Origin of the sequence: Granulicella sibirica (assembly GCF_004115155.1) — a bacterium.
Taxonomy (GTDB): Bacteria; Acidobacteriota; Terriglobia; order Terriglobales; family Acidobacteriaceae; genus Edaphobacter; species Edaphobacter sibiricus.
This window is the reverse complement of record NZ_RDSM01000003.1, coordinates 70,907-96,047: the sequence shown is the minus strand read 5'-3', so window position 1 is coordinate 96,047 and position 25,141 is coordinate 70,907. Positions and strand designations below refer to the sequence as shown.

21 protein-coding genes, 2 tRNA genes and 1 rRNA gene are annotated in these 25,141 nt (G+C 60.1%); 10 read left to right on the top strand and 14 right to left on the bottom strand.

Annotated elements, in window-relative coordinates:
- Positions 1-210: 210 nt before the first annotated feature.
- The 3 genes from GRAN_RS17320 to GRAN_RS17310 form a co-directional block, all read right to left on the bottom strand.
- A tRNA-Ala gene (locus GRAN_RS17320) sits at positions 211-286 on the bottom strand.
- A 35-nt stretch (positions 287-321) separates the two neighbouring features.
- Positions 322-398 (bottom strand) — tRNA-Ile (locus GRAN_RS17315).
- A 316-nt stretch (positions 399-714) separates the two neighbouring features.
- A 16S ribosomal RNA gene (locus GRAN_RS17310) occupies positions 715-2,214 on the bottom strand.
- Between the two features lie 919 nt (positions 2,215-3,133).
- On the opposite strand from GRAN_RS17310, the gene GRAN_RS17305 reads away from it, so the two are divergent.
- Positions 3,134-3,676, top strand: a complete 543-nt coding sequence (locus tag GRAN_RS17305) for a DUF4337 domain-containing protein (RefSeq protein WP_128914319.1) — start codon at positions 3,134-3,136, stop codon at positions 3,674-3,676.
- Here GRAN_RS17305 and GRAN_RS17300 read toward each other — a convergent pair.
- Positions 3,673-4,353, bottom strand: a complete 681-nt coding sequence (locus GRAN_RS17300; RefSeq protein WP_128914318.1) for a MarC family protein — start codon at positions 4,351-4,353, stop codon at positions 3,673-3,675. The genes GRAN_RS17305 and GRAN_RS17300 overlap by 4 nt on opposite strands.
- 140 nt (positions 4,354-4,493) lie before the next feature.
- Here GRAN_RS17300 and GRAN_RS17295 point away from each other — a divergent pair, with 140 nt between their 5' ends.
- Positions 4,494-5,429 (top strand): branched-chain amino acid transaminase, encoded by a 936-nt coding sequence (locus GRAN_RS17295; protein WP_128914317.1) that lies wholly within the window; start codon positions 4,494-4,496, stop codon positions 5,427-5,429.
- Positions 5,430-5,813: 384 nt separating this feature from the next.
- Here GRAN_RS17295 and GRAN_RS17290 read toward each other — a convergent pair whose 3' ends face one another.
- Positions 5,814-6,590, bottom strand: a complete 777-nt coding sequence (locus GRAN_RS17290; RefSeq protein ID WP_128914316.1) for a glutaminyl-peptide cyclotransferase — start codon at positions 6,588-6,590, stop codon at positions 5,814-5,816.
- A gap of 166 nt (positions 6,591-6,756) precedes the next feature.
- Positions 6,757-8,217 (bottom strand): outer membrane beta-barrel protein, encoded by a 1,461-nt coding sequence (locus tag GRAN_RS17285; protein ID WP_128914315.1) that lies wholly within the window; start codon positions 8,215-8,217, stop codon positions 6,757-6,759.
- A 127-nt stretch (positions 8,218-8,344) separates the two neighbouring features.
- Here GRAN_RS17285 and GRAN_RS17280 point away from each other — a divergent pair, with 127 nt between their 5' ends.
- Positions 8,345-9,004, top strand: a complete 660-nt coding sequence (locus GRAN_RS17280) for a CatA-like O-acetyltransferase (protein ID WP_128914314.1) — start codon at positions 8,345-8,347, stop codon at positions 9,002-9,004.
- 124 nt (positions 9,005-9,128) lie between these two features.
- The gene (locus tag GRAN_RS17275) at positions 9,129-9,782 is read left to right on the top strand and encodes a hypothetical protein (RefSeq protein WP_128914313.1); all 654 of its coding nucleotides are present in this window, start codon (positions 9,129-9,131) and stop codon (positions 9,780-9,782) included.
- A 40-nt stretch (positions 9,783-9,822) separates the two neighbouring features.
- On the opposite strand, the gene GRAN_RS17270 is transcribed toward GRAN_RS17275, so the two are convergent.
- The 3 genes from GRAN_RS17270 to GRAN_RS17260 all read right to left on the bottom strand — a co-directional run bounded on the left by GRAN_RS17270 (position 9,823) and on the right by GRAN_RS17260 (position 13,127).
- Positions 9,823-10,938, bottom strand: a complete 1,116-nt coding sequence (locus GRAN_RS17270; protein WP_128914312.1) for a Gfo/Idh/MocA family protein — start codon at positions 10,936-10,938, stop codon at positions 9,823-9,825.
- Between the two features lie 125 nt (positions 10,939-11,063).
- Positions 11,064-12,296 (bottom strand): two-component system sensor histidine kinase NtrB, encoded by a 1,233-nt coding sequence (locus GRAN_RS17265; RefSeq protein WP_128914311.1) that lies wholly within the window; start codon positions 12,294-12,296, stop codon positions 11,064-11,066.
- 99 nt (positions 12,297-12,395) lie between these two features.
- Complete coding sequence (locus GRAN_RS17260) at positions 12,396-13,127, bottom strand: hypothetical protein (protein WP_128914310.1); 732 nt, start codon at positions 13,125-13,127, stop codon at positions 12,396-12,398.
- 199 nt (positions 13,128-13,326) lie between these two features.
- On the opposite strand from GRAN_RS17260, the gene GRAN_RS17255 reads away from it, so the two are divergent.
- On the top strand, positions 13,327-13,581 hold the full coding sequence (locus GRAN_RS17255) for a hypothetical protein (protein WP_128914309.1): 255 nt from the start codon (positions 13,327-13,329) through the stop codon (positions 13,579-13,581).
- Between the two features lie 4 nt (positions 13,582-13,585).
- Here GRAN_RS17255 and GRAN_RS17250 read toward each other — a convergent pair whose 3' ends face one another.
- The 4 genes from GRAN_RS17250 to GRAN_RS17235 form a co-directional block, all read right to left on the bottom strand.
- Positions 13,586-14,977, bottom strand: coding sequence for an NAD(P)/FAD-dependent oxidoreductase (locus GRAN_RS17250; protein ID WP_128914308.1), 1,392 nt, complete (start codon positions 14,975-14,977; stop codon positions 13,586-13,588).
- Between the two features lie 235 nt (positions 14,978-15,212).
- Complete coding sequence (locus GRAN_RS17245; RefSeq protein ID WP_128914307.1) at positions 15,213-19,316, bottom strand: IPT/TIG domain-containing protein; 4,104 nt, start codon at positions 19,314-19,316, stop codon at positions 15,213-15,215.
- Positions 19,303-20,049, bottom strand: a complete 747-nt coding sequence (locus GRAN_RS17240; RefSeq protein WP_128914306.1) for a hypothetical protein — start codon at positions 20,047-20,049, stop codon at positions 19,303-19,305. The genes GRAN_RS17245 and GRAN_RS17240 overlap by 14 nt, the downstream gene beginning before the upstream one ends.
- A gap of 115 nt (positions 20,050-20,164) precedes the next feature.
- Complete coding sequence (locus GRAN_RS17235) at positions 20,165-21,157, bottom strand: SDR family oxidoreductase (RefSeq protein WP_128914305.1); 993 nt, start codon at positions 21,155-21,157, stop codon at positions 20,165-20,167.
- Between the two features lie 96 nt (positions 21,158-21,253).
- Here GRAN_RS17235 and GRAN_RS17230 point away from each other — a divergent pair, with 96 nt between their 5' ends.
- Positions 21,254-21,481, top strand: a complete 228-nt coding sequence (locus GRAN_RS17230) for a hypothetical protein (protein WP_128914304.1) — start codon at positions 21,254-21,256, stop codon at positions 21,479-21,481.
- Between the two features lie 399 nt (positions 21,482-21,880).
- On the opposite strand, the gene GRAN_RS17225 is transcribed toward GRAN_RS17230, so the two are convergent.
- A complete protein-coding gene (locus GRAN_RS17225) occupies positions 21,881-22,081 on the bottom strand; it encodes an allantoinase (protein ID WP_128914303.1) in 201 nt (66 codons plus the stop codon).
- A gap of 91 nt (positions 22,082-22,172) precedes the next feature.
- On the opposite strand from GRAN_RS17225, the gene trxB reads away from it, so the two are divergent.
- Genes trxB through GRAN_RS17205 form a run of 4 tightly spaced genes read left to right on the top strand, consistent with a single transcriptional unit; the run spans position 22,173 to position 25,132 of the window.
- Positions 22,173-23,126 (top strand): thioredoxin-disulfide reductase, encoded by a 954-nt coding sequence (gene trxB, locus GRAN_RS17220; RefSeq protein ID WP_128914302.1) that lies wholly within the window; start codon positions 22,173-22,175, stop codon positions 23,124-23,126.
- Positions 23,127-23,167: 41 nt separating this feature from the next.
- Positions 23,168-23,782 (top strand): GNAT family N-acetyltransferase, encoded by a 615-nt coding sequence (locus tag GRAN_RS17215; protein WP_128914301.1) that lies wholly within the window; start codon positions 23,168-23,170, stop codon positions 23,780-23,782.
- A 6-nt stretch (positions 23,783-23,788) separates the two neighbouring features.
- Entirely contained in the window at positions 23,789-24,496 is a 708-nt protein-coding gene (locus tag GRAN_RS17210) for a YggS family pyridoxal phosphate-dependent enzyme (RefSeq protein WP_128914300.1), read from the top strand.
- A gap of 18 nt (positions 24,497-24,514) precedes the next feature.
- On the top strand, positions 24,515-25,132 hold the full coding sequence (locus GRAN_RS17205; protein WP_128914299.1) for a hypothetical protein: 618 nt from the start codon (positions 24,515-24,517) through the stop codon (positions 25,130-25,132).
- Positions 25,133-25,141: the final 9 nt, after the last annotated feature.

Here is a 25,141-nt window from a genome sequence, read left to right as displayed (position 1 = left end):
GATGACCTTATAGGCTGCTCAGCCTTGTAGTTATATTTACCCAATCTATTCAGTTGTCAAAAATCGTAGAGCGTATCGCATTGCTGCGTATCGCTATCGCACCCTAAGGCGGCTCGAGCATTCCTGCTCAAGGTTCAATCACCGCATTTAGCAGTAACTCAACCTCAAGCAGACATCGCTTGATTACTATCGATAACTTTCGAAGAGGGATGGTGGAGCTGACCGGGATCGAACCGATGACATCCTGCTTGCAAAGCAGGCGCTCTCCCAACTGAGCTACAGCCCCATCGCTGTTCAGTATAGCAAACAGCACGGTAAAGGTGGTGGGCCTGGGTAGATTCGAACTACCGACCTCACCCTTATCAGGGGTGCGCTCTAACCAACTGAGCTACAGGCCCGGCAATCAACCGGTTATCCAGAGATTCTCAGTTGAATCGCTTGCTCTGTCGCCCGCAACCGGATCTCTCCGGTCGCGGGCTTTTGAGCTCTCTCGAAAGGTTTCGAGGACACAGTTGAACATGCAATACGGCTACGCCATATTTGACCGTCGATGTTGACAGAAGGCGAATAAGAGATGGTCTAGTTCAGGCTCGCACGAACTCGCCGAAGCTCGTTCGTACGGTACTCGGCACCACGGCACCTCGGATGATCGTGAGATCAGAGCCGCCTGCATTCGCAGGGCGATAACCATCTGCCGAGATGTTTTCTCTTTAGAAAGGAGGTGATCCAGCCGCAGGTTCTCCTACGGCTACCTTGTTACGACTTCACCCCAATCATGAATTACACCTTGGGCGGCTGCTCCCTTGCGGTTAGCGCACCGACTTCTAGTGCAACCCACTTTCGTGATGTGACGGGCGGTGTGTACAAGGCCCGGGAACGTATTCACCGTGGCATGCTGATCCACGATTACTAGCGATTCCAGCTTCATGGAGTCGAGTTGCAGACTCCAATCCGAACTGAGGCCGGCTTTTTCCGATTAGCTCACCCTCGCGGGGTTGCAGCGGTTTGTACCGGCCATTGTAGCACGTGTGTAGCCCTGGACATAAAGGCCATGAGGACTTGACGTCATCCCCACCTTCCTCCCCGTTATCCGAGGCGGTTTCGTCAGAGTGCTCAACTAAATGGTAGCAACTGAAGATAAGGGTTGCGCTCGTTGCGGGACTTAACCCAACATCTCACGACACGAGCTGACGACAGCCATGCAGCACCTATATACATGTCTCTTGCGAGACGCCGACGTTTCTGCCGGATTCATGTACATTTCGAGCCCAGGTAAGGTTCTTCGCGTTGCGTCGAATTAAACCACATGCTCCACCGCTTGTGCGGGCCCCCGTCAATTCCTTTGAGTTTCAGCCTTGCGACCGTACTCCCCAGGCGGATTGCTTATCGCGTTAGCTTCGACACGGCCGGATTGGGTACCGGCCACATCAAGCAATCATCGTTTAGGGCTAGGACTACCAGGGTATCTAATCCTGTTTGCTCCCCTAGCTTTCGTGCCTCAGCGTCAGTTATGGTCCAGTGAGCCGCTTTCGCCACAGGTGTTCCTTCCGATATCTACGCATTTCACCGCTACACCGGAAATTCCACTCACCTCTCCCATACTCAAGCTCAACAGTTTCTCATGCAGACTTCGGGTTGAGCCCGAAGATTTCACATAAGACTTGTCAAACCGCCTACGCACCCTTTACGCCCAATAATTCCGAACAACGCTTGCCCCCCTCGTATTACCGCGGCTGCTGGCACGAAGTTAGCCGGGGCTTCTTCTATGGGTACCGTCATTATCTTCCCCATCGAAAGGAGTTTACGTACCAAGATACTTCATCCTCCACGCGGCGTTGCTGCGTCAGGGTTTCCCCCATTGCGCAAAATTCCCCACTGCTGCCTCCCGTAGGAGTCTGGACCGTGTTTCAGTTCCAGTGTGTCCGTGCGCCCTCTCAGGCCGGATACCGATCATCGCCTTGGTGGGCCATTACCCCGCCAACTAGCTAATCGGCCGCGAACTCCTCCCCAAGCGCATTGCTGCTTTGACTCGTAAGTGTTATGCGGTATTAGCCCAGATTTCTCTAGGTTATTCCCCACTCGAGGGTAGATGATTCACGTGTTACTCACCCGTGCGCCACTTTACTCAGGACCGAAGCCCCTTTCTCGTGCGACTTGCATGTGTTAGGCACGCCGCCAGCGTTGATTCTGAGCCAGGATCAAACTCTCGTTTAATCTTGGTGTGCATGCCATCCAGCGACAGGGGTCGGGATGGTTATCATGCGCCCCCACCGCTCGAAAACAGTGAAGGTTATAACTAGTGAGAATGACTAAACCAAATTCGCCGTCATCTCACGACTGGCATGTTCAACTATGTTGTCAAAGATCCAAACTGCATCCGCACTCGGCGGGCAGCTTTGAATCAAGGACCAACCGGAGTCACAAAGTGACTTGCCCGATACGTGTCCTCGAACTTGAGTTACGCTATCAATTCCGTCGATGTTGCCAAGCCCTGCTTCCTTATTTACCGGTTCCACTTAGCCAAGACTCAAGCCTTTCGTGGTCGCCGTCGGAAGCCGCCGTAGCAGCGCGTGACGTTTGCGCGAACTTTCTAAGAGTATCGAAACCAGAGGATTATGTCAACCTGTTTTCTTTCTCTCACCGTCTCGCGGAAGACTTACTCAACAGGAAAGCCAAACGAAAAGCCCCTGCTGACATCTTCTATAGCGTAAAAACTAAAACATCCAGACGACCGAATCATCGGCCGCGGAGCACTCAGCTCCTGACAAATCCCGTACCCAGCAAAATCAATCCACAAAGGAAAGACCCGAAGAGTACCTCAATCAACTGCAGTGGCTTGGGTTTGCTTATCGGCTGGCCCCTAAACTCCTAAGGCTCTCAGACCGAATCAAACACTTGGACTGCGCTCCGTCGTACCCAATAACCAGCCGTAAACTCAAGCCAATAGGCGCGAAGCTCACTACTCACATTCGCTGGCTGCTTTCGCTTGCCCGCTCATTGCGACTTCCTGAGATTAGCAGGGGATCCTGTGCCACGCAAGTCCTACCTGAGCTTTTCTGTGGAATTCCTGTGATTACTTCGACAGACGTGCAGATATACCAGACGTGGGGGACACGCGGTAGAATCCCGTCCTATGGAGCCGACCGAAATTCAGGAGTTCTCGAAGCAGATGCAGGAGGCAGGAGAGGGGGAAAGCATGACCACGATTGCCCTCGCGATTTCCATCCTCGCAGTGCTTGTGGCGCTGGTCACCGTGCTCGGCCATCGCAGTCATACAGAAGCGGTGTTGATGCAGTCCCGCGCGGATGACCAGTGGAATGAGTACCAGGCGAAGAAAATCCGGCAGGACAATTTGTCGGTGGTGCTCGATACGCTTTCGCTCCAGCCTTCTCCTTCAGCCGCGACGCAAGCCAAGATCGTTGAGTACAAGGCACATATCGCTAAGTGGAACGGTGATCTTGCGGAAGGACAGACGAAGGCTCGCGAGTTCGAAGCCGAGGTGGCTCATGCCGAGCGTCAGGCGAGCCGTTACGATCTTGGCGAGGCGCTTCTGCAGATATCCGTGGTTCTTTCGTCCGTCACGCTGATCACCCGCAAGAAAGGCTACTTCCTGTTTGGTCTTAGCGTTGGCGCTATTGGACTGATCTTCGCGCTATCCGCCCTGTTCGTTCACTAGGTTGGCTTGGTCAGGACACCAAGATCTGCGAGACCGTTGACGAAGTACTGGACCGCGAGCGCGACCAGGAGAAGACCCATGATCCGGACGAGGATGCGGATGCCTGTATCTCCGAGCATTCTGCCTACTCGATCCGAGTTGCCGAGTACCAGATAGCAAATTGCGGCCGTAATTGCGATGGCGAAGAGAATTGCTCCCATCTGCCATCGCGTCTGCGCTTGTCCTACGAGAACCATCACGCTTGTGATCGATCCTGGTCCGGCTAGCATCGGGATGCCGAGTGGAACGATGCCCGCGTCTTCCTTGGAGGCTGCGGCTTCGGTGTCGCCTGTCGCTTCCTGGGTGGGAGAGCGCTTGGCTTCGAGCATGTCGAGGCCAATCAGCAGCAGGATGATTCCGCCAGCGATCTCGAATGCCGGGAGCGTGATGCCGAACATCTTGAAGATGTAGCGTCCCGCGAGGGCGAAGGCGCTGAGTGCAAACCACGCGGTGAGAGAGGCTTTGCCTGCGATGCTTCGCCTGCGTCGGGCGTCGGAGCCTGAGGTGACGGCGAGGAACGTGGGCATCGCCGCGAAGGGATCCACGAGGAAGAAGATAGAGCTGACAGCGAGCAGGGAGAAGCGCACGTAGGCCGAGTTCTGCAGCTCCGACAGACCGACAGTGTTGAGGTACAGCATTGCTTCCCATCCTTTCACGGCAACGGATTGCGAGTTCGACGATCAGCGCATGCGTGTGCCATTTCGAACCACATTTCGGGGCTTTCAGGCGGCCGGGGCTTGCGATCGAACGCTATAATCGAAGCCTCAGGAGTTCGACCATGCCTTTAGAGACCACCGCACACATCTGGCACAACGGCAAGCTCATCCGCTGGGAAGACGCCCAGATCCACGTCATGTCGCATGTCATTCACTACGGCTCCTCGGTGTTCGAGGGGATTCGGTGCTATCAGCAGCCTGGTGGAGCTGGCGTGTTTCGCCTGCAGGAGCATATGGCTCGTCTGGTGGATTCGGCCAAGATCTACCGGATGCCTCTGCCGTACACCGCGGAGCAGCTTTCGGATGCGGTTGTGGATGTAATCGAGGCGAATGGCGTTGCGCCTTGCTACATTCGTCCGATCGCTTTCCGTGGATATGGAGAGATCGGCGTGAATCCGCTGAAGTCTCCGGTTGAGGTTTACATCGCCAACTTTCCGTGGGGCAAATACGTTCCGGGCGATGCTGGCGCGGATGTTTGCGTGTCGAGCTGGTCGCGGCTCGCGCCGAACACGATGCCTTCGCTGGCGAAGGCGGGCGCGAACTATATGAACTCGCAACTCATTCGCATGGAAGCCGAGATCAATGGTTATTCCGAAGGAATCGCGCTCGATGTGAACGGATATCTCTCGGAAGGTTCGGGCGAAAACCTGTTCCTCGTTCGCGGTGGAGTTCTCTACACGACTCCGTTGGCGAATTCGGTGCTGAATGGTATTACGCGTTCTTCCGTGCTGACGATTGCGAAGGAGCTTGGCATCACCGTTGTCGAACAAGCGATGCCGCGCGAGATGCTCTACATCTGCGATGAGGCTTTCTTCACCGGAACAGCCGCTGAAGTGACGCATCTTCGGTCAGTCGATCGCATCACGATCGGCGATGGAAAGATGGGTCCGATTACGCGTTCGATCCACGACGAGTTTTTTGCGCTCGTGAATGGAACGAAGACGGATCGCTTCAACTGGCTTACTCCAGTGAATGTGCGGGTTCCAGTTTCGGTTTAATCGCGCAATGGGGAGGGGTATCCCCCTCCCCATTGCCTGCGTCTAAGTCTTTTCGATTGTTCAGTTTACGGCATAGACCCGGCTGCAAGTCCTTCTAACCAAAGGAGTTGCAGCTAAATATTAGTCAGGAAAGGAGTTAGCTCCGCATTCCTGGCTTTCATGCAAAAAAGCACACGAACAGCCCGCAAACTCCCTTCGAAACGACAAGCAAAAGGCGACCACGATACGTTAGCGATTCATGCCGACAATCGCAGGCTATGGGTTCGCTCGTTGCAACTTCCCCTACTTCTATTTTATCAATCCAGCCACAAAAAAGGACACTCGTAAGCCTTTTGGATTGAATGACTTGTACGATTTAGGGCTTGACAAGATTTTCGCGGTCGATCATTTCGTCTTCGGAACAAGCTTGATCTCGAAGATCGCGGGCCATTGTTTGCCGGTGACGAAGAGGCGATCGTGGATAGCGTCGTAGGCTATGCCGTTGAGGACCGATTCCTGATCGACTTTCTGGCCCTCCGGCAGGATGCCTTCGAGGTCGATCCAACCGAGGACCTGACCATCTTTCGGAGAGATACGGGCGATGCGATCGGAGTGCCAGATATTGGCATAGATCTCACCCTTCACGTATTCGAGTTCGTTCAACTCGTTGATCATCTCCTTGCCGTCGCGTACGACGAGGTGGCGGGTCTCAGCGAAGGTTTCAGGATTGCGGAAGCGGAGGGTTGCGGTGCCGTCGCTGGTGACGAGTTCCGTGGGAGTGTGGGTCATGCCCCAGCCTTCGCCGGAGTAGGTAAAGGTCTTGATCTGGCGGAGCGAGAAGCGGTCGTAGACGAAGCAGATGTGCGATTGCCAGGTCCACTCATAGATATTCGGACCCCAATCGACGATGCCCTCGCCGAAGTACTTCGCCGGTAAGTCTACCTGCTGGATGGGCTTGCCGGTCTCGGGCTGAATCGCCATGAGGGAAGAGTGGCCGTTGCGTCCGGTGCCCTCGTAGAAGAGGCCGTTCAGGAAGAAGAAGCCTTCGGTGTAGCTCTCGGTCGAGTGGGGATACTTCGCGACAACCTTGTAGCCGGAGACGGGAGCGGCCATGCAGCCGATAGGGGCAAGAGTCAGAAGCAGGGCGGCAGCGTTACAGAGAAACCAACGAGGGAGGCGCATATTGATTTCCCACTCTAACGTGAAGGCGGACGATCAGCCAGCGTTGGAGATGGCCCAAAGGCGCACATCTTAGCTTCGTGCGCTCCCCCCAACCGACGATGTAACTGCCGGTAAGGAGGGAGCACTTGAGGGTTATCGATAACCGAAGCGATGACGACGAAGGCGGCTAGAACTTATAGATCAGGTCTGCGCCTGCGAAGAACTGATTGCGGGCGAGGCCACCGTTGTATCCCGGCTTGTCCCAGGAATGATCGAAGCGGATTTCGGGCCGCAACAGGACCGTGCTCCCGAAGTACTTGGTCGCGTAGATCGTGTTCTCCGTGTACTTGGTCGCGATGCCGGTGCGCTGGCCCTTCTTGTCATTCAACAGATCGGAGCGGAAGCCAACGGTGAGCTTCGGGGATATCTCGCGGTTGATGTAGTTGACGATTGCGTACTCAGGAGCGGTGCAGCGCTGTTGGCCCGCTGCACAGATCGCACCGTTGGCTCCCAACTCCGGTGTGACCGGGATGGCTACATTACCGGCGACGTTCGGGACATTGGTCTCGTACATGTACCAGGACTCCGTCGCCATGTGCCATTTGGCGTTGAACTTGTGATACCAGGTCGCGTCGTAGTGCTGCAGGTTGTTGTACGCGTACTTACCGTCATTGATGCCGTTGGCACACACGTAGACGTTGTCATGATTGCTTGCGGTGGAATAGTCGAGGCAAGCGATCGCGGAGGGCTTGCGGTCGTCAGACCAGGGTGCGACATCGTGGCCAGCGGAGATGCCGAGTTGCACCATCCACTGCTTCGTCAGCTTCAGGGTTCCAAGGATCCCGGTGTCGGTGAACGGGTCGATCGTGTAAAGCAGCGAGTGAGTCATGTTGTAGTTGTTGGGCGCGAGCTGCGCTTCGATTCCGGGAACGGAAAGGAAGCGTCCCACACGTATGTTCAGGCCTTCCTTGACTGGAAAGTAGAGGTCCGCGTATTCCAGGACCGGATCGAATCCGTAGCGCCGGTTCTTCTGTAGGAGCTGCTGGCTGAAGTAGTCCTTGGCGGTCGTAAATCGGTAGTCATTTCCATAGAAGGCCGTGAAGTGATAGCCCCAATCGAAGTGGTCTTTCTGGACTGTGTTCGGCAGCCGTTCGATATAGATCACGGCCTGGTTGAGGACCACACTGTTCGGAAAGACGTCGTAGGATACGGGAAAGTTGTTCTTACTCGATGTGCTGAAGTTGAAGCTTGGCGCGATCCAGCCGTAGACCTTCGTTCGCTTGTCCTGAAGCTTCAGGGCTGTCATCAGCGGGTAGACATTTCCGTCCGGAACGCCGATGGCGGGAGATCCTCCATAGCCCCAGTCGGAGCCTGGGTACGGGGGACTGTCGAGGGGAGCATCGAGAGCGCGGCGCAAGGGCGCGGGTGATTCCGGCGCAGTCCCATTCCAGTCTGTCTTGTAGAAGAGGCCGAGGCGGTGGAGGAAGTTACCATCCGGCGGGGCGGACTGCGATGCCTGCGTGGGTGTGCTTTCTGAGGGGTCCTGATTGCCTGACTTCTGTGCCGATGCTGCCGTGGCCCATACTGCGAGGACGCCCAGAACAGCAGTGGTGCGGACGAGGCGCGTCCCAAAGATCGTGTGATTCATGGTTCTCCATCCGGTGCAGAGCCGAAACGCGTCTTTGCACCATCTGCAAGGCTATCGCCCGTGTGATGAGGGAGGCATAAGGATTGGCTGTGGAGTGGATGGGGGGCGAACGGAGATAGCATGAAGCATGCACGGGATTGCGGTTGGAAGCCGCCAGAGGATTGACCTGGAGACGTGGGAGCGACGGGCGAGCTTTGAACTCTTCAGAAACTTCACAGAGCCTTATCACGGCGTCTGTCTGAGGGTGGACTGCACGGCGACCTACCGGTATGCGAAGGAGCATCGGCTCTCTGTGTTTTTATCGCTCCTGCATCGGTCGCTCGTCGCAGCGCACGAGGTGGAACACTTCAGGACGCGCCTCGTTGACGGCACGGTTTGGCGCTACGACACGATCCATGGCGGCAGTGCCGTTGGGCGTGAGAATGGGACGATTGGCTTCGGGCACTATCCCTTTCGACAAGGGCTTGAGGACTTCGTACGCGAGGGGACGGTCGAACTCGAGCGAGTGCGCGGTCGAGACGATATGGAGCGTTATCCAGACGCTAACCTGATTCGCTTCTCGGTGCTTCCCTGGTTCGATTTCACTTCGATCTCGCACGCGCGTGAGTTCACGCGGGAGGATTCCGCTCCGCGCATCACCTTCGGCAAGATTACGGATGCCAACGGCCGATGCACGATGCCGGTGTCCATTCACGTGCATCATGCACTTGTGGATGGGCTGCATGTGGCGCAGTTTGTCGAGCGGTTTGAGGAGGCGATGGGTGCTCCGGATGCGGTGTTTCCCTGACGTCCTGGAAGTGTCTCCAAAACGATCGGATACGCGAATTACGTCCTGTGGTTATATTTGCATTGCCAATCTCAAAGTGGGCGCTGATTCTGATTTAGTCATCGAAAACTCGACCGGAGGCAGCATGGCAGAGATTAGGAAGGATCTAGTACAGAGTCTTACTGAGCCAATGATCAAAGTCTTCAAGGCGGGAGGATTTGGACTGACTTTTCTAACACTCGGAGCCATTCTCATGCTGACGGCTTACAACTCAGATATGAGAGGAGGCATGTCGAACTGGGTTTTTGGAACGGGGTTTCTGCTTATCGTATTGACCTCTTTCCTGTTCTTTATGAAGGACATCGTCCCTTTGCTAAAGGCTTATGCCGAGGTCCGAAGAAACGCCCGTCTCATCAAAACAGTGCAAGACACCGCGATTGAACTCAGTGGCATTGCGTTCGACCTCCAAACGCTTGCCTATGGACATGCAACGGCGATTGCTAAGGCTCTCGGAACTGCCAGAGCAGCGTTGGAAAGCATACCGTGGCTCGGACCTTCGATCGCCGGTCAACAGTGGCTTCAAGAGGCGGACTCTCTTTCTGCATCAATTATTGAGATTGCCGTTGGTGCCCGCGCGACTATCAAAGACATTGAGAAAGCGCTAGTTGCCATAGATCCTAAGCTGCTAGAACGATATCTCGATCAGCTTCGCACGTTCCACCAAGAAGTAGAGCAAGCGTTGAGGTCTCCAAGGAGCGAGCAGTTGAAGCGTTCCTCTCCCGGTCTAGCACTTGAATAGGTAAGTCAATTGGCAATGGCCCCCATTCTCTTCGACGCTGCTACTGGCCGTCACTTGGTTTGTGGGACACGACGAGTTCGGGTTCCTTGACGGCGGAGAGTTCCTCGACCTGGCTGGGCACGGGGCGACGCTTACGGTAGTACGGGGCGAGGGATTGGGGCTGGCCGGAGAGGAGCGACTGCTCGGTGGCCTGGAGGACGCGGACGTCTAAAAGGCCTTCTTCCCCGTCGGCTTCGGGAGCCTTGTTGTTGAGGATGCAGTCGGAGAAGTACTTGAGCTCGCCTCCGAAGTGGTCGGTCTTGCTGAAGCTTTCGGAGCTCTTCTTTTTTTCGACCGTGAGGACGTGCTCCATGGCGGAGCCGACCTGATAGGCAGGCTCGGAGAAGAGGTCGCCCTTTTCACCGACCACGCGGAAGTCATCGACATCGCCGCCGTTGTAGCTAAGGGTGAAGGCGGCGATGCGGTCGTTCGGGAACTTCAACGTGACGGAGACGGTGTCTTGGAAGTCGAAGCGCTCGTCGGTGTTGACGCCGGTGGCGAAGACCTCGAGGGGTTCGGCTCCGAAGAGGTTGCGGACAGTGTTGAGGGGATAGGGGCCCATGTCGGGGACGGGACCGGCCCAGAAGCCGTTCTTCGCGCGGTGGTTCTGGCCGGAGACCTGCTGCGAGAAGCTGGAGTTGAAGAAGCGGACCTTGCCGATGGCCCCGTCGCGGACCTTCTGGATGGCGTCGAGGGTGCCGGGCTCGTGGTGGAGGCGGTAGGCGACCATGAGCTTGGCCCCGGATTTTTCGCTGGCAGCGATCATGCGCTCGCACTCCTTGACGGAGACGGCCATGGGTTTTTCGAGGAGCAGATGGACGCCGGCTTCGAGGACCTTGACGGCGGTCTCGACGTGATCGAAGTTGGGGAGAGCGAGATAGACGGCGTCCACGGTGCCGGAGGCGAGCATGATGTCGAGCTCGGCATAGGAGTAGTGATCCTTGATGCCGTACATGGCGCCGAGCTTCTCGGCTTTCTCTTCGTGGCTGGTGACGAGGGCCACCATCTCACTGTTGCCGGTGTGTTCGACTCCGGGCATGAAGGCTGCCTGGGAGATCCATCCGAGACCGACGACGGCGTACCGAACCTTCGTACCGGGTTTTACGTGAACTGCCATTGCGTTTCCCTCCGGGGGTTGGTCTGCGCTTTTACGCGCATGGTGGGTGGGACGCATGGGGCGCCAGAGGAGGATGTCCTTTCAGCGCGGGTATGCTTCACGCGCTGAAAACGAGGATTGGTTGCCTACTCGCGGGTGGGGAAAAAGAGCGCGAAGACAGTGCCGCTGCGGCCGGGGGTTTCGCTGCTGCGGACGCGGACCCAGCCCTGGTGGTTCCTGATGATTTCGAGGCTGACCCAAAGGCCGAGGCCGGTGCCGGTGGTGGGCTTGGTGGTGAAGAAGGCTTCGAAAAGGCCGCGCTGGGTGGCTTCGCTCATGCCGCAGCCGTTGTCGGCGACGATCACGCGGAGGCCGGGGCGGCCGGTCTTCCAGTCGCGCGTACAGCGGGTGCGGAGATGGATGTCGCCTTTGCCGCGGAGGGCGTCGAGGGCGTTGCCGAAGAGGTTGGCAAAGACCTGGCGCATGTCGCCGGCGAAGCAGACGATGGAGTCGTTCGAGGCGAACTTCCGTTGAACTTTGACCTGGAGGGTGGCGAGACGCCCCTGGAAGAGGCTGATGACGCTCTCGAGGATCTCGGTCATGCGGGTGGACTGGGCGTGGGTGGACTGCCGGTGGAACTTGAGCGTCTGGGTGACGATGTGGCTGACGCGCTGGAGTTCGCTGGCGGCGAGGGAGGCGTAGGTCTTCATGTCCGGGCCGGCGGCTTCAGAGTGCTCGATGAGGTAGAGGAGGTTGACGATGCTCTCGAGGGGATTGTTGATCTCGTGGGAGATGGAAGAGGCGAGGCGGCCGACGGCGGCGAGCTTTTCGGTGCGGGCGAGGGCGACCTCCTGCTTTTTGCGCTCGGTGATGTCCTGAAAGAAGATGGCGATGCCGGGGCCGACAGGGGCGACGTTGACGACGTACCAGCGCTGGCGCATGGAGTTGAAGTCTTCGAAGGTGATGGCGGTGCGGTCGCGCATGGACTGCTGGTAGCGCGGGTAGAAGGTGGTCTCGACGACGCCGGGGTAGACGTCGAGGAACATGCGGCCGGAGAGGTCTTCGCCGTCGGAGATGGTTCGGATGGCGGCTGCGTTCATATAGCGAATGATCCAGTGCTCGTCCATGACGAGCACTGCGTCGCGAGAGGCTTCGATGAGCTCGTGGACGAGCAGCGCCTGGCTTTCGCGGGCCTTGGCGGCGTGACGAAGGTCTTCAAGAGCGGACTCGGCGCGGGCGGCCTGAGTGAGCGCGGTGGCCTCGTGGACTTCAAGGAGATGGCGGAGGGTATGGACCTCGGAGCGCAGACGGAGGAGTTCGGCGGCGATGGGCTCCTCGCGCGGACGGTCGGGCGTTTCGTGTTCGCGCTCCGGTCTCAACGTAGGCCTCTCGGGGACTGCGCATTCCACTACTTCAACGTACGATGCTGCTTCGCTGGATTTGACCGCTTGAACGTAGTGGCTGATCGTCGACGAACGTCATGCGATGGAAAAGACGGGATGCGCTAGATGGCGCAGGAGCACTAGCTTGACGCCGAGGGCGAGAGTGCGGAAGAGGCTGGCAGTCTCCTGGCGGATGGGGACGATGGAGAAGAGAACGACGAAGAAGAGCTCCCCGGTGGGGAGGAGGCCTCCGAAGCCGAGCACGGAGCAGACGCCGTAGGGCTTTACGAATTCATTCTGCGAGGGGACGAAGGCGCTGTCGCGGGCACGCTCGACGTGAAAGACGTCGAGCGTGCGCCTTTCGAGTTCTTCGAGTTCTCCGGAGGCGGCTCCGATGAGATGCCCGGGTTCGAGACCCATCTGCTGGACGAGGCGGGCGATCATGGGAGCCTGATTGACCATCTCGGCAGTTGCCAGGGGGATTGCCTTGTGGCCGTTGGAGGCATGGCGAGAGTTCCACTCAGGCCGCAAGCCGCGTGTGGCGAGAAGTGTCAGGCAAGGCATCGCCTCGCTGGGGACCCCTCCGTGCATAGCGTGGGTGGCGGCTTCCCGGAGGTCTGGCGGAAGCTCGCCGAAGGTATGAGTCTTGAAACAGCGCACAAGGGCGCACGCTGATTCTCCGGAACCACGAACGCGGAAGGCCTCGTAGAGGAAGTCGACAACCTCGCAGGCGGCGTCTTCCATGCATGCACTATCCTGACCGAGCTCGCGGAGAAACTTGCCGGATTGCACCATCTCTGCGAGGCCGAAGTTTTCGAAGTCATACATGACCGTTGGATGCTCCCTGGAACGCTGATTCAGCCGTGAATCCTCATACAGCAGGCCGGCGAAGCGGTCCGATGAAGAGCTGGTGAATGTCGCCTAAACCACCTTAGCTAAGAAGTCTGAGCTTTACTTCTTTATCGAAAAGAGGAGATGATCCTGTTACGCTTTCCGCGTATCTCATAAACAACAAAAGGACTTCCCCGTGAGCGATGAAGTCGGGAGTGAGATCTCCGCTTCCAGGATGCCGTGTCCGAAGTGCGGGGCGGTGAAGGCCTATCGCAAGACCCGCAAGAACTTCGTACAGAAACACGTGCTGGGCTACTTCGGCCTCTTTCCGTGGGAGTGCGGGTCATGTCACCACCAGTACTACAGCAAGAATCGGGGGGATCGCAGGCGAGCGCGACCGGTCGAGAATCCATGGACCCCACGCGGACCGCAGCACCCTCCGGCAGCCTGAGCACTCAGTTTGCTTCGGGAGAGCCCAGGTCGAGGGGCTTGGTGGTGATGTCGCCGCGCATACCGTACACACCATCCTGCATATCCCAGCCGGGGAGTTCCTGAGACCCGGTAATCAAGCGTGCCCCGTCGTTGAAGAAGACGTAGGTCCAGGCCCACTCACGGAAGACGGAAAACCGGTTGCGGAAGCCGATGAGAAAGAAGATGTGCACGACCAGCCAGGTCATCCAGGCCGGGAATCCGCTCCAGTGCGCCTTGAACGGCCATTCGATCTTGGCGACGGCAGCTTTGCGGCCGATGGTCGCCATATCGCCCTTATCGAAGTAGCGGAAGTCCTTCTCCTTGATGGGACCGTCGGAGCCACGGTCCTTGCCCAGAAGCTTGCCGATGCGCTTCGCGACGTAATCCCCCATCTGCATCGCAGGTTGCGCGACGCCGGGAACCTGCTTGCCATCCTGTTCGACGTGGGCGAGGTCGCCGATGACATAAATCTCGGGGTGTCCTGCGGGGTTGAGGTGGCTATCGACAAGCACGCAACCCTTCTTGTCGGTCTCGACACCGAGCAGCTTGCCGAGGGGCGAGGCTTGGACACCTGCGGCCCACAGGGTGCAGACAGAATCAATCCTCTCCGTGCCCACCATCACGTAGCCTGGCTGAACATCGCTGACATGCATGCCCGTCTTGACCTTGACCCCGAGTGCATTGAGTTGCCGCATGGCGGCTTTGCGGAGATCTTCGGGGTAAGCGGCCAGGATGTTGGGAGATCCCTCAAGGATCATGACACTTGCCGAGGACGGATTGATGTGGCGAAAGTCCTTGCGCATGTAGAGCCGGGCAATGTCAGAGATTGCTCCGGCGAGCTCGACCCCGGTTGGGCCGCCGCCGATGATGATGAAGTTCAGGGCGGGGTGGCTTCCGGTCTCGAGCATCTGGCGCTCGGCCAGCTCGAAGGCGAGCAGAACGCGACGGCGAATCTCGACGGCGTCCTCGACGGTCTTCAGCCCCGGGGCGATCGCCGCCCATTCATCCTTGCCGAAGTAAGAATGCGTCGAACCGGTGGCGAGGACAAGGTAGTCATATTCGAGCCGCGCCCCGGAACGCAGGGTCACACGCTGTTCCTTGACGTCTATCTCGATTGCTTCGTCCATCAGGACGTCAATGTTTTTGTGCTCGCGAACAATAGACCGGATGGGCTGCGCGATATCCGCCGGGGAAAGCACGGCGAGGGCGACCTGGTAAAGCAGAGGCTGAAAGGTGTGGTGGTTCTTCCGGTCCACGAGCGTTACGTCGACTCCCATCTTGGCCAGCCCAAGCGCTGTATGAATCCCGCCGAAACCGCCTCCGATGACCACAACACGCTTCCGTACGCTACCTTCCATCGCCATCGATGACGCCATCGTTCGCAGCTCCTGTGATGCCTTCTGTAGCTTCATCTAATCAGATGCAGCGACGAGCCGCGCACACCATGCATTTTCAGGCCTTCCTTTCAGGGCATTTTTGACAGCGCGAGCGAAAGAAAGCCGTACAGTCCCCGTGGCGGCGACGAACTGCACGGCTTCGGCGACCTTCGACGGATTTACCGGCATGAGGCATGGAGACCGCCGGCGTCCGAAACGAGTGTCTCGAACCCGTCTACCGGAGCGAGAGTACGGCTGGGACGTCTGGCGGGGACGCGGCAAAGAAAGTTGACGTGATGGTCGTTCCGCCCGCAGTCGCGGTGAGAACGGCCGGACCGGCGGCGATGGGGATGACCTGGGTGGTGGCGATGCCAGTGGGATCGGCGTGGAGGACACAGGAGGCGCGTCCACAGGCGGTGAGAGTTGCATTCGTGGCAGTGACAGTCATGGGGACGCCCGCCGCGATCGTCGCGCCGTCCCCATACAGGATCTTGACCGAGAAGGGGGTGGAAGCGGCCTGGCCGATGGATGAGCCGTCCGGGGGGAGCGAAGTGACGGTGAGGATGTCGTTCGGGAGAGTGACGCCAGTAACGGTGCTCGTGACGGTGACGCCGCCCGCGATGGCGGTAAGAACGATGGGGCCGGCGAAGAGCGGGGTGACGGTGGTGGAGATCGTTCCGTTGGCGTCGGTGGTGAAGTAGCAGGCGGTGCCGCAGTTGGTGAGGCTCGCGGCGGGGGACTGGAGCTTGACGGAGATTCCGGTGGCCAGGGTGATGCGGTCGCCGAGGTAGACCTGCACCGTGAAGGGCGTTGGAGAGAGGAGGCCGACATAGGCTGCTCCGGTGGGGGCGGAGAGGATTTTGAGGTAATCGGGCGGCATGGCAAGGGCCTGGAAGGAGGCCGAGGCGGAGGCACTGCCCGATGCGAGCTGGAAGGTGACGATGCCGGGAGAGTGCGGAGTGACGATCGCCGAGATGGTGCCGGAGGCGTCGGCGGTGAGGACGCAGGAAGAGGCCCCGGCGCATGTGGAGAGACCGGCCAGGGTCGCCGAGATGCTGACCGCAGCCCCGGCTATGGGCGTCACACCGTCGGCGCGCAGCACCTGAGCCCGGAACGGAATGGCCGCGGGGACGCCAACGTAGACGAGAGTGGCGGGCTGGGAGAGGATGCGTATCCAGTTCGCCGAGGAGGTGAACGCGACGGCGATCGACCCGCCTCCCGCGGAGGCTTTCAGGGAGATCGTTCCGAGAATGGTGGGAGTCACGGTGGTCGAGATCATGCCCTGGGCGTCCGTGGTGATGGAGCAAGTGGCCGCTCCACATGCTCCCAGTTGACCGCCGGTAGCTGTCACGGTTGCGGGGACGCCGGGGGCGGGTGTGATCCCATCGCCGAGAAGAACCTGGAAGGCGAAGGGGATGGCTGCCGGGGTGCCGACGGTGGTTCCGTTGCCTGGGATCGAGACGAGGTGGACCGTCTCCGGGGGGACGGCCTGCGCGGTGAAGGAGGCCGGGAGGGTGCTGCCGCCGGCGGTTGCCGAGAGACTGATTGTCCCGGGAGTGGTTGGAGCGACGGTTGTCGACACGGAGCCGGTGGAGTCGGCGGTGAGGGTGCAGGTGGATAGGCCACAGGCACCGAGGGTCGCCTGAGTCGCCGATATCTTCACGGTGACGCCGGAGGCGGGGGTAAGGGCGTCGCCGAGAAGAACCTTAACCCCGAACGGCGATGCGGCGGGGGTTCCGACATAGGCGCCGTTTGCGGGAACGGACGTGACGCGGAGGATGTCCGGAGGCAGGGCGAGGGCACCGAAGGAGGCGGAAAGAGTTCCACCCCCGGCTGTGGCCTGGAGCGAGATAGTGCCCGCAGCCGAGGGGATGACGGTGGTGGAGATCATGCCGGCAGGGCTGGTGATCAGTCTGCAGGATGACAAGCCCGCGCATGCGCCGAGGGTGGCTCCCATGGCTGAGACGGCTGTGGTGAGGCCGATGGCGGGGGTAACGCCGTCGGGAAGAGTGACGCGGACGGCGAAAGGGGCTGAGGCGGGAATTCCTGCATAGATTGGGGACGATGGCAGGGAGAGGAGTTGGAGGGTGTCCGGAATGATGGTTGCGGAGACGAAGGATGCGGTTACGGAGGCTGTGTCGACCGAGGCGAGGAGGTTTATGGTTCCGATCGTAGTGGGGGTAACGCTGGTGAGGATGCTGCCAGTGTTGTCCGTGGTCAGCACGCAGGTGGGAATGGCTCCGCAGGCTCCGAGGGTGGCGTTGGTTGCGGAGACGGTGACGCCGACGCCGGATGCCGGGGTGCTACTGTCGGCGAGGAGGACGCGCACGGCGAAGGCCGCGGCTGCGGGAACGCCTATATAGGCTCCGCTGGCTGGAGAAGAGACTACCGTGAGGACGTCCGGCAGGGCGGTCGAGCCGTAGGTGAGGGCGGCGGTCATGGTGGTCTCGCCGCCGGTCGACAGGTCCGTGACGGCGACGTCGGCGGTTTGTGCGCTGGTCATGGCTGGGGCGATGGCTACGATCGAGGTCGGAGACCAGCTCAGAACCTGGGCAGCTGCGCCGTTGATCGTCACGGCGTTCCCGGAGCGGAAGCCTATGCCAGAGATAGTGACCTGGCCTCCGTTGAGAGGGACCTGGGTCGGCGTGATCGAGTCCGCGTAGAGGACACGCGCGGTGTAGGCGTAGTCGGGACGGCCGTCTCCGCGCATATCGCCGAGGCCCAGGCGGAGGAGGCGGGTTGCTGGATTTGCCACGGTCAGGGCGGTCAGGCCGGGAGTCGCGGTGTTCATGGAGGCGGCTACGGAACCGACCGACGGCGGGGTTCCGGGCGCGTCCGCGCTGGCCCAGAGGCCGATGACGGGCTGCACCTTTCCGGCGGTGGGGATGCCCTGGTCATCGAGCGCCATCACCTCGACGGTCAGCGTTCGCCCGGCCTGCACTGCGAATCCGGACCAGGCGGTGTGGCCGTAGCCGCAGAGCGTTCCGGCCCATTCTCCGTTCGGGACGACATCGGTTGGGGCTGTCTCGGCGCCGTCGGAGCCCGGGGTGCATGCTCCCGCTCCGCTAGTGGCGACGAGCGTCTTCGACGCATACGACGCCCTGCCGACGACGCCGTAGGTTACCGTCAGCGGCTCTCCGGAGGGCGTTACCTGCGATTCGGTGTAGGGGCCGACGGCATACTGGCCCGTATAGAGGGGATTCACCGGCTCGGTCGTCACAATCATGTTGTTCCACACCTCGCCCGTGGGAATCGGGATCCAGGCGAGGTCGAAGGTTCCTTCCATCTGGTAAGGCCAGCCGAAGCTCTCCGCGAGGGACGTTCCCTTGGGCGTGACCGGGTTTCCTCCAATCCTCTGGAAGCGATAGCCGGAGACGGAACTCTCGAGGTCGTAGGCGTCCGTGGTATTCGTTGGCGGGTGGAAGCGTCGCACGAGTACGTTCACGCCCTGCATACCTTGTCCGTTGGCGAAGTTGATCGAGCCGGTCACGAACCCGGCGACGGAATAGGCGGGGATCTTGCCGTTTCCGGTGGTGCCACTCGGGTAGACGGTGGCGATGGAGGCGAGGTCGTCCGGACGCAGGGTAAACGGCTGCGGCAGGCATTGATAGGCGTAGGGTCCGCAGAGGAGGTCGATGGGGTGCATCAGGGGCCAGTTGAGCTCTTCCGCGTTCGAGGCCTGCGGCGATCCGGTGAAGACGTTGTCGTTGGTCTGCGACCAGGCCAGTCCAAGCACGCGGCCAAAGGCGCGGACAAGCCTGTACTTCATCTCGAGCTGCAATTCGGGGTCGGGACCGGTGCATCGGCCGTTCAGAACGAGAAGGGCATGCTGGATGAGGTTCGACGGGGCGATGCTGTCGACGCTCTCGGTGACGGCGGCCTGACGGCAGTTGCCGGGGTCGCTGGCACCGCTGCCGAGGAGAAGGTCGGTCACGGAGCCGTCGCTGTCGTAGATCACGGCGATCTGGATGGCTGCGCTGTTCGAGGGTTGCACGTCGGCGGGAAAGACGAGGCCGCTCGAGCCGAAAGAGACGTTCGCGCTGCTGACATGCTCGGCCAGCGTGCCACCCTGCGCGAGGACGATGCTCGATACGCTGACGTTCCATACGCCGGCGGCGTCGGCGACCAGGGCATCCGCGGCGGCGTGGTTGACCGAGGCGCTGAGGTCGCCGGGATCGGTGAAGTAGAGGGGGCTGGTGGTGAACCAGACGACGGGCTTGCCGTCGGAGTTGGCGAAGTACGGCCTGCCCGAAGACCAGCGCGGACCGCCCGCGAACGCTGTCGCCGTGACCGTCACGGTCAGCCAGATGGCCCAGACGGCTGTCCTAGTGAGCCGCATGGAGAGATTCCTGCCAGATGAGCAGCATGCCGAGGACCTGACCTAGTTCCGGCTGAAGATTGGTGGCGGGCTCCGGAGTTGACACTCCGCCAAGCGCGAACCCGGTGGCTACCCGCGACAGCGCGGGCGATATGGAGTTTGTCGAGCGCAGGGTTTTCGCCTGGAGCCAACGCAGATCGACGCGACTGACCGTGTTCTGCACGGGCATGACAGCCTTCGCGGCTTTCGCAGCGTGCGCCTGCACGCCCTGCGCGATGCGCGCCGAGGGTGAGACGAGGTCCCCGCCGGTGACGGGGATCGCGCCATCGAGACCGTCGACCGGAGAACTCAGGCCACCTGGCCCCGGAGAGCGCAGAAGCATGAGCCGTCTCTGACCGACCTCGAAGCGCGGCCCATCGCGCCAGAGCCCGGCCCACTCGCGCACGATGTAGGTCGACCCCGCCGCCGGCCCTGAGACGGCCTGTTCGACGCGAAACTCGACCTCGACTACGCCTGCTGCCGCGTTGCCGGCCTGCTCCCCGGGGTTGGGCAGACGCACAGAGGTGACGGTACCAGCGAAGATAATGGCCGCACGGCTGGTCATCTCCTGCAGGACCCCCGCGACGGTCGTTGCCGGAGCCGGGTAGACCGGAGTTGCATCCGATGGAAGGCGTGGGAGTTCCTGCTGAGACTGGAGCGCTGTCGTAAGCCCAAGACCAGCCACAGCGATCAGGACAAGCCGCAAACGTTCCACGCCGCACCTCCGTCTCTTCTTTGTCGTCAGAAGAAACTTCGGTAACGGCGTGTGACTCGTTTTGAAACAGCGCTCAAGTTCTCAGCGGAATGGCCGATGAACCCGATCCTTATTGCTATGGTTGACCGTCGCCTCCACCGGCTCCATAGATATTGCCAGTGGTGTAGGAGGCGTCCTGGGATGCGAGCTGGACGTAGATGGAGGCGAGTTCGGCGGGCTGGCCAGCGCGGCCGAGAGGGTATTTGCCTCCGAAGTTGCGCCAGTGCTCTTCGGTTGCGCCGCCTGAGATCTGGAGAGGGGTATAGATCGGACCCGGCGCGACCCCGTTGACACGGACACCCCTGGGGCCGAACTGCTTGGCGAGCGATTTGACGAAGTTCATGGTCGCGGCCTTGGTCTGGGCGTAGTCGTAGAGGTTGGCGGCGGGATCGTAGGCCTGCTCGGAGGTCGTGGCGATGATCGCGGAGCCCGGCTTGAGATGCGGCAGGGCCGCGCGAATGATCCAGAACGGCGCGTACATGTTGGTCTTGATGGTCCAGTCGAAAAGCTCCGTCGTCATGTCGAGGATGGACTCCATCTGGTGCTGACGAGCCGCGTTCGAGACGACGATGTCGAGACCGCCAAGTTCCGAGACGGCCTGGGAGACGAGCTTGAGGCAGAAGACCTCCTCGCGGAGGTCGCCGGGAATCAGGACGGCCTTACGACCCGCCTTGCGGATAAGCTCGGCCACCTGTTGTGCGTCGGGCTCCTCGCTTGGGAAGTAGTTGATGGCGACATCGGCTCCCTCGCGGGCATAGGCGATGGCGGCGGCGCGGCCCATGCCGGAGTCGCCGCCGGTGATGAGGGCCTTGCGGTTGAGCAGTCGGCCGGAACCCTTGTAGCTGGTCTCGCCGTGATCGGGCGGAGGCGTCATCTTGCTTGCGAGCCCAGGCCAGGGCTGGAACGGGCTTGTGTAAGGAGGCTTGGGGTACTTGCTCGTCGGGTCGGCGACGGGCTGTGCGGTAGAGGCTTGTGCCTGCGCCGCGGAGGGGATGGCGGCGGCGGCAAGGCCCGCGCCCAGCGTGCCTACCAGGGTGCGGCGGGAGATGGTGTTATCGGATGAAGACATGAGGGTCCCAGACGTGCATTTCTTTCGCAGAGGTAGCCAGATCGTCTCTTGCAGGCGGTAGTCGGTTGGATGCGACTTCGGCTCTCGGTGAGGGGTATGGAGCTGCATGGTACGGGACCGCAGGCCGAAATTCAGCGGATTACAAGCAATTTCTTCAGGCTCGTCAAAACGGAACTGATGGAGAAGCGCTATCTGCTAGGGGCTCCGAGGCCCGGTTTAGAGCAGAAACTTGCCGACGCACTGAAACGAATGCTCTCCGGTGATCACAATCTTTTGATCACAGAGCGCCCGGTGAAGGATCGACCCGCATCCGGACGCGTTTAACTGCCCTCGGCCGAACGGAATCGGGAGCAGTCGGAGAAGCCAATGGAAAACGACATTTCTATCGCCATATTGACCGTTGCGCTGCTTACCCTGGTTTTTCTGTGGGCCTTTCTTTGTGATTGCATCAGAATTCGTCGATTTCGAGCGCTCGGCGGTGAGAACACCTCCAAGCAAAAAGCTAAGGTGGCTACTTCAACTGAGGGATTGCGGCGAACTCCGGACGGCACCCGAGTATGAGAGCCCGGCTCGGTCATCTCAGCCCTTCGGCGACGCTCGCATCGTCGACACGTCCGGACTCAAGAGCCAACGCGTAGATGGTCGAGCGATCGTCCAATACCTGACTTTCAAGGACTGATCGTTTAAACCTCCGTCGCTGGTCTCCCAGCCATTCACCCTCGCCTAAATCTCCGGGTAGAAATCGAAGAACGCGTCGATGCTGAGGCGAAGCTGTGCCTCGATCTGTTCACGGCTGCCCTCGAGGATGTGCATCGTTACATGCGCCTCGTTGCCGTTCTTCAATGCCAGCGTGGCATCTCCCACCGAGGAAACCTCATCCGCCGGCAGCAATCGCATTCCGTAAACCAAAGTCAGATTCGCCATAACCTATTGTCCCATTGGGAATAGCCTTCAGGTGCGTTTGGGCGGGTTGAATCCTTTTTGCTGGTGCCGCATTTACACTAATGGTGCCACTATGCCTGATTCTTCCGTTCGCGATACCGTTATCCTCGGCTCCGGCTGCTCCGGCCTGACAGCCGCCATTTACGCCGGCCGCTCCAACCTCAAGCCTCTCGTTCTCGAGGGCCACGAGCCCGGTGGGCAGCTTTCGATCACGACGCTGGTCGAGAACTTTCCTGGCTGGCCCGAAGGTATCCAGGGACCCGAGCTGATCGAGAATATGAAGAAGCAGGCAGAGCGTTTTGGCGCCGAGCTTTCGATGGCGCACCTGGTTTCGGCCGACCTGACGAAGTACCCGATCGAGCTGAACCTGGGCAAGGAGATCGTCAAGACGCGGACGCTGATTATCGCTTCGGGCGCGTCGGCGCGCTGGCTGAACCTGCCATCCGAGCAAGCGCTCATTGGCCATGGCGTGAGCTCGTGCGCTACGTGCGATGGGTTTTTCTCGCGCGGCAAAGAGATCGCCGTCATCGGTGGCGGGGATTCCGCCATGGAAGAGGCGCTGTTTCTGACGCGCTTCGCCTCGAAGGTGACGCTGATCAACCGCACGGGCAAGTTCCGCGCGTCGCCGATCATGCTGGAGCGCGCGATGGCTCATCCGCAGATCGAGTTCCTCTCGAACACGGTCGTCGAAGAGGTGCTCGGCGTCGAGGAGAAGGACGTGAAGGGGCTGCGGATTCGCAACACCGTCACCGGGGTCGAGTCGATCCTGCCAATCTCGTTCATGTTTCTCGGCATCGGGCATATCCCGAACGCCGGGATGTTCTCCGGGCAGATGGATCTGGATGAAGATGGCTACATTCTCGCCCACGACGACGTGTACACGACGCTGAACGGCGAGGTGCTCAAGGGCGTCTTCGCCTGCGGGGACATCAAGGACCGGAAGTACCGGCAGGCGATCACGGCCGCAGGGTCGGGATGCATGGCGGCGCTTGAGGTGGAGAAGTTTCTGGAAGAGCACGGGCGCTAAGGCTCTTTCTCGCGCTGGAGCCGGTGCGTTAGCGTATTTGCATGGAAGGTTTCGCGCCACGAGCCCGGGAGTTCATCCCTACGCCCCTGATCGAGACTGAGCGGCTTTTGCTGCGGCCGCTTGAGCTTGCGGATGCGGCGCAGGCTCAGCCGCTCTTCGCTCGATGGGAGATCGTTCGGCTGCTGAATGACGTGGTTCCCTGGCCCTTCCCGCGCGACGGGGTCGAGACCTTCTATAGGGAGAAGGCGCTCCCCGCGATGGCACGCGGCGAGGAGTGGCACTGGACGATCCGTACTCGGCCTCATCCGGAGGGGCTTATCGGCATGATTTCGCTGAAGTCGGAGGAATCCCGGCATGCCAGCAACCGGGGCTTCTGGATCGGGTTGCCATGGCAGGGGAATGGGTACGCGACAGAGGCATCGCGGGCAGTGACAGCCTTCTGGTTCGAGACGCTGGGCTTCCCTACCCTCACGGTGCCAAAGGCTACACAAAACATCGCCTCGCGGAAGATCTCCGAGCACTCCGGGATGCGGTTGATCCGGACCGAGCCGCATGGGTTCGTCTGCGGACAGCTTCCCGCCGACATCTGGCAGATCACCCGGGAGGAGTGGCTGGCGCTGCCGGGAAACGCGAATACCGGCAAAACCGTAGACTAGGCAGGAATGTCCATTGCAGAGAATCTCTCGCGTATCCAGAACCAGATAGCCGATGCCTGCGCGCGGGCGCATCGCTCGCCGGCAGACGTAGCCCTGATGGCGGTGTCGAAGGTCCATCCGGTTGAGGTCGTGCTCGAGGCGTATGAGGCCGGGCTTCGGCTCTTCGGCGAGAACCGCGTGCAGGAGTGGCAATCGAAGGCTCCGGCTGCAGCACACCTGGAGGGGCTGGAAGTCCACCTCATCGGGCCGCTGCAGAGTAATAAGTCCGCGAAGGCCGCGGAGCTCTTTCAGGCTGTCGATACGGTCGATTCGTTGAAGATCGGTCAGAGGTTGAATGCGGCCGCCGAGGCGCTCGGTAAGATGATTCCTGTGCATATCGAGGTCAAGCTCAGCCACGAGGAGTCGAAGCACGGAATCGCTCCGGAAGAGCTTCCCGGTCTTCTCGCTTCACTGTCCGAGCTGAAGCACCTGGCTTTGGCCGGCTTGATGACCGTTCCGCCGTGGTCGGAAGAGCCCGAAACGGCTCGGCCTTACTTTCAACGCCTTCGTCAGCTTCGAGATGAGAACGTTTCGATGTACGCGGAGCTCACCGGACTCTCGATGGGAATGTCCGGCGACTTTGCCGTAGCCATCGCCGAAGGCAGTACCTGCATCCGAATTGGTACCGCATTGTTTGGAAGGCGCGTGTATTCTGCTTTGAACCAGGATCGATAATTTTCGCGGAGGTGATCTATGGGACGTGAAGCTGTCTGTACCTGTCAGTGGGGAGAGATGAAGGGGCAGGTGACCGCGCTCCTCGAGGCACGCGAACTGATCCTTGGGGGAGGTTCGATTACAGGTGAGAAGCGCCGCAAGATTCCGATCGCCAACATGCGCGAAATTCACCTGGAAGGGCCAGCGGCGGATCGGCTGAGCTTTCAAGTCGGGGACGAGACCGTCACGTTAAGCTTAGGAGCGGATCAGGCGAAGCGTTGGGAGGCGGCGCTGCTGAAACCCGCGCCAACCCTTGCTCAGAAACTTGGCATCACGGCGGCTATGAAGGTCCGTGCGCTGGGCAACATGGAGGATCCCGAACTGGCGGAAGCGGTAGCGAGCGCCGGGAAGATCACGAAGAATCATCCGGACCTCACGCTGGCTCGCGTCGACTCCAGGGAAGATCTCATGCAGGTGATCAAACATACCCACCCGAATCAGGTTCCGTTGTGGGTGATCTATCCCAAAGGCCGACCGAAGGCCATCAGTGAGGCGTTCGTGCGTGAGACTCTGCGCGCGCTCGGCCTGACCGATACCAAGGTTGCTTCGGTCTCGCCGACACTGACGGCGCTCCGCTTCCATCCGCGAAACGCTTAGGCGCGTTCA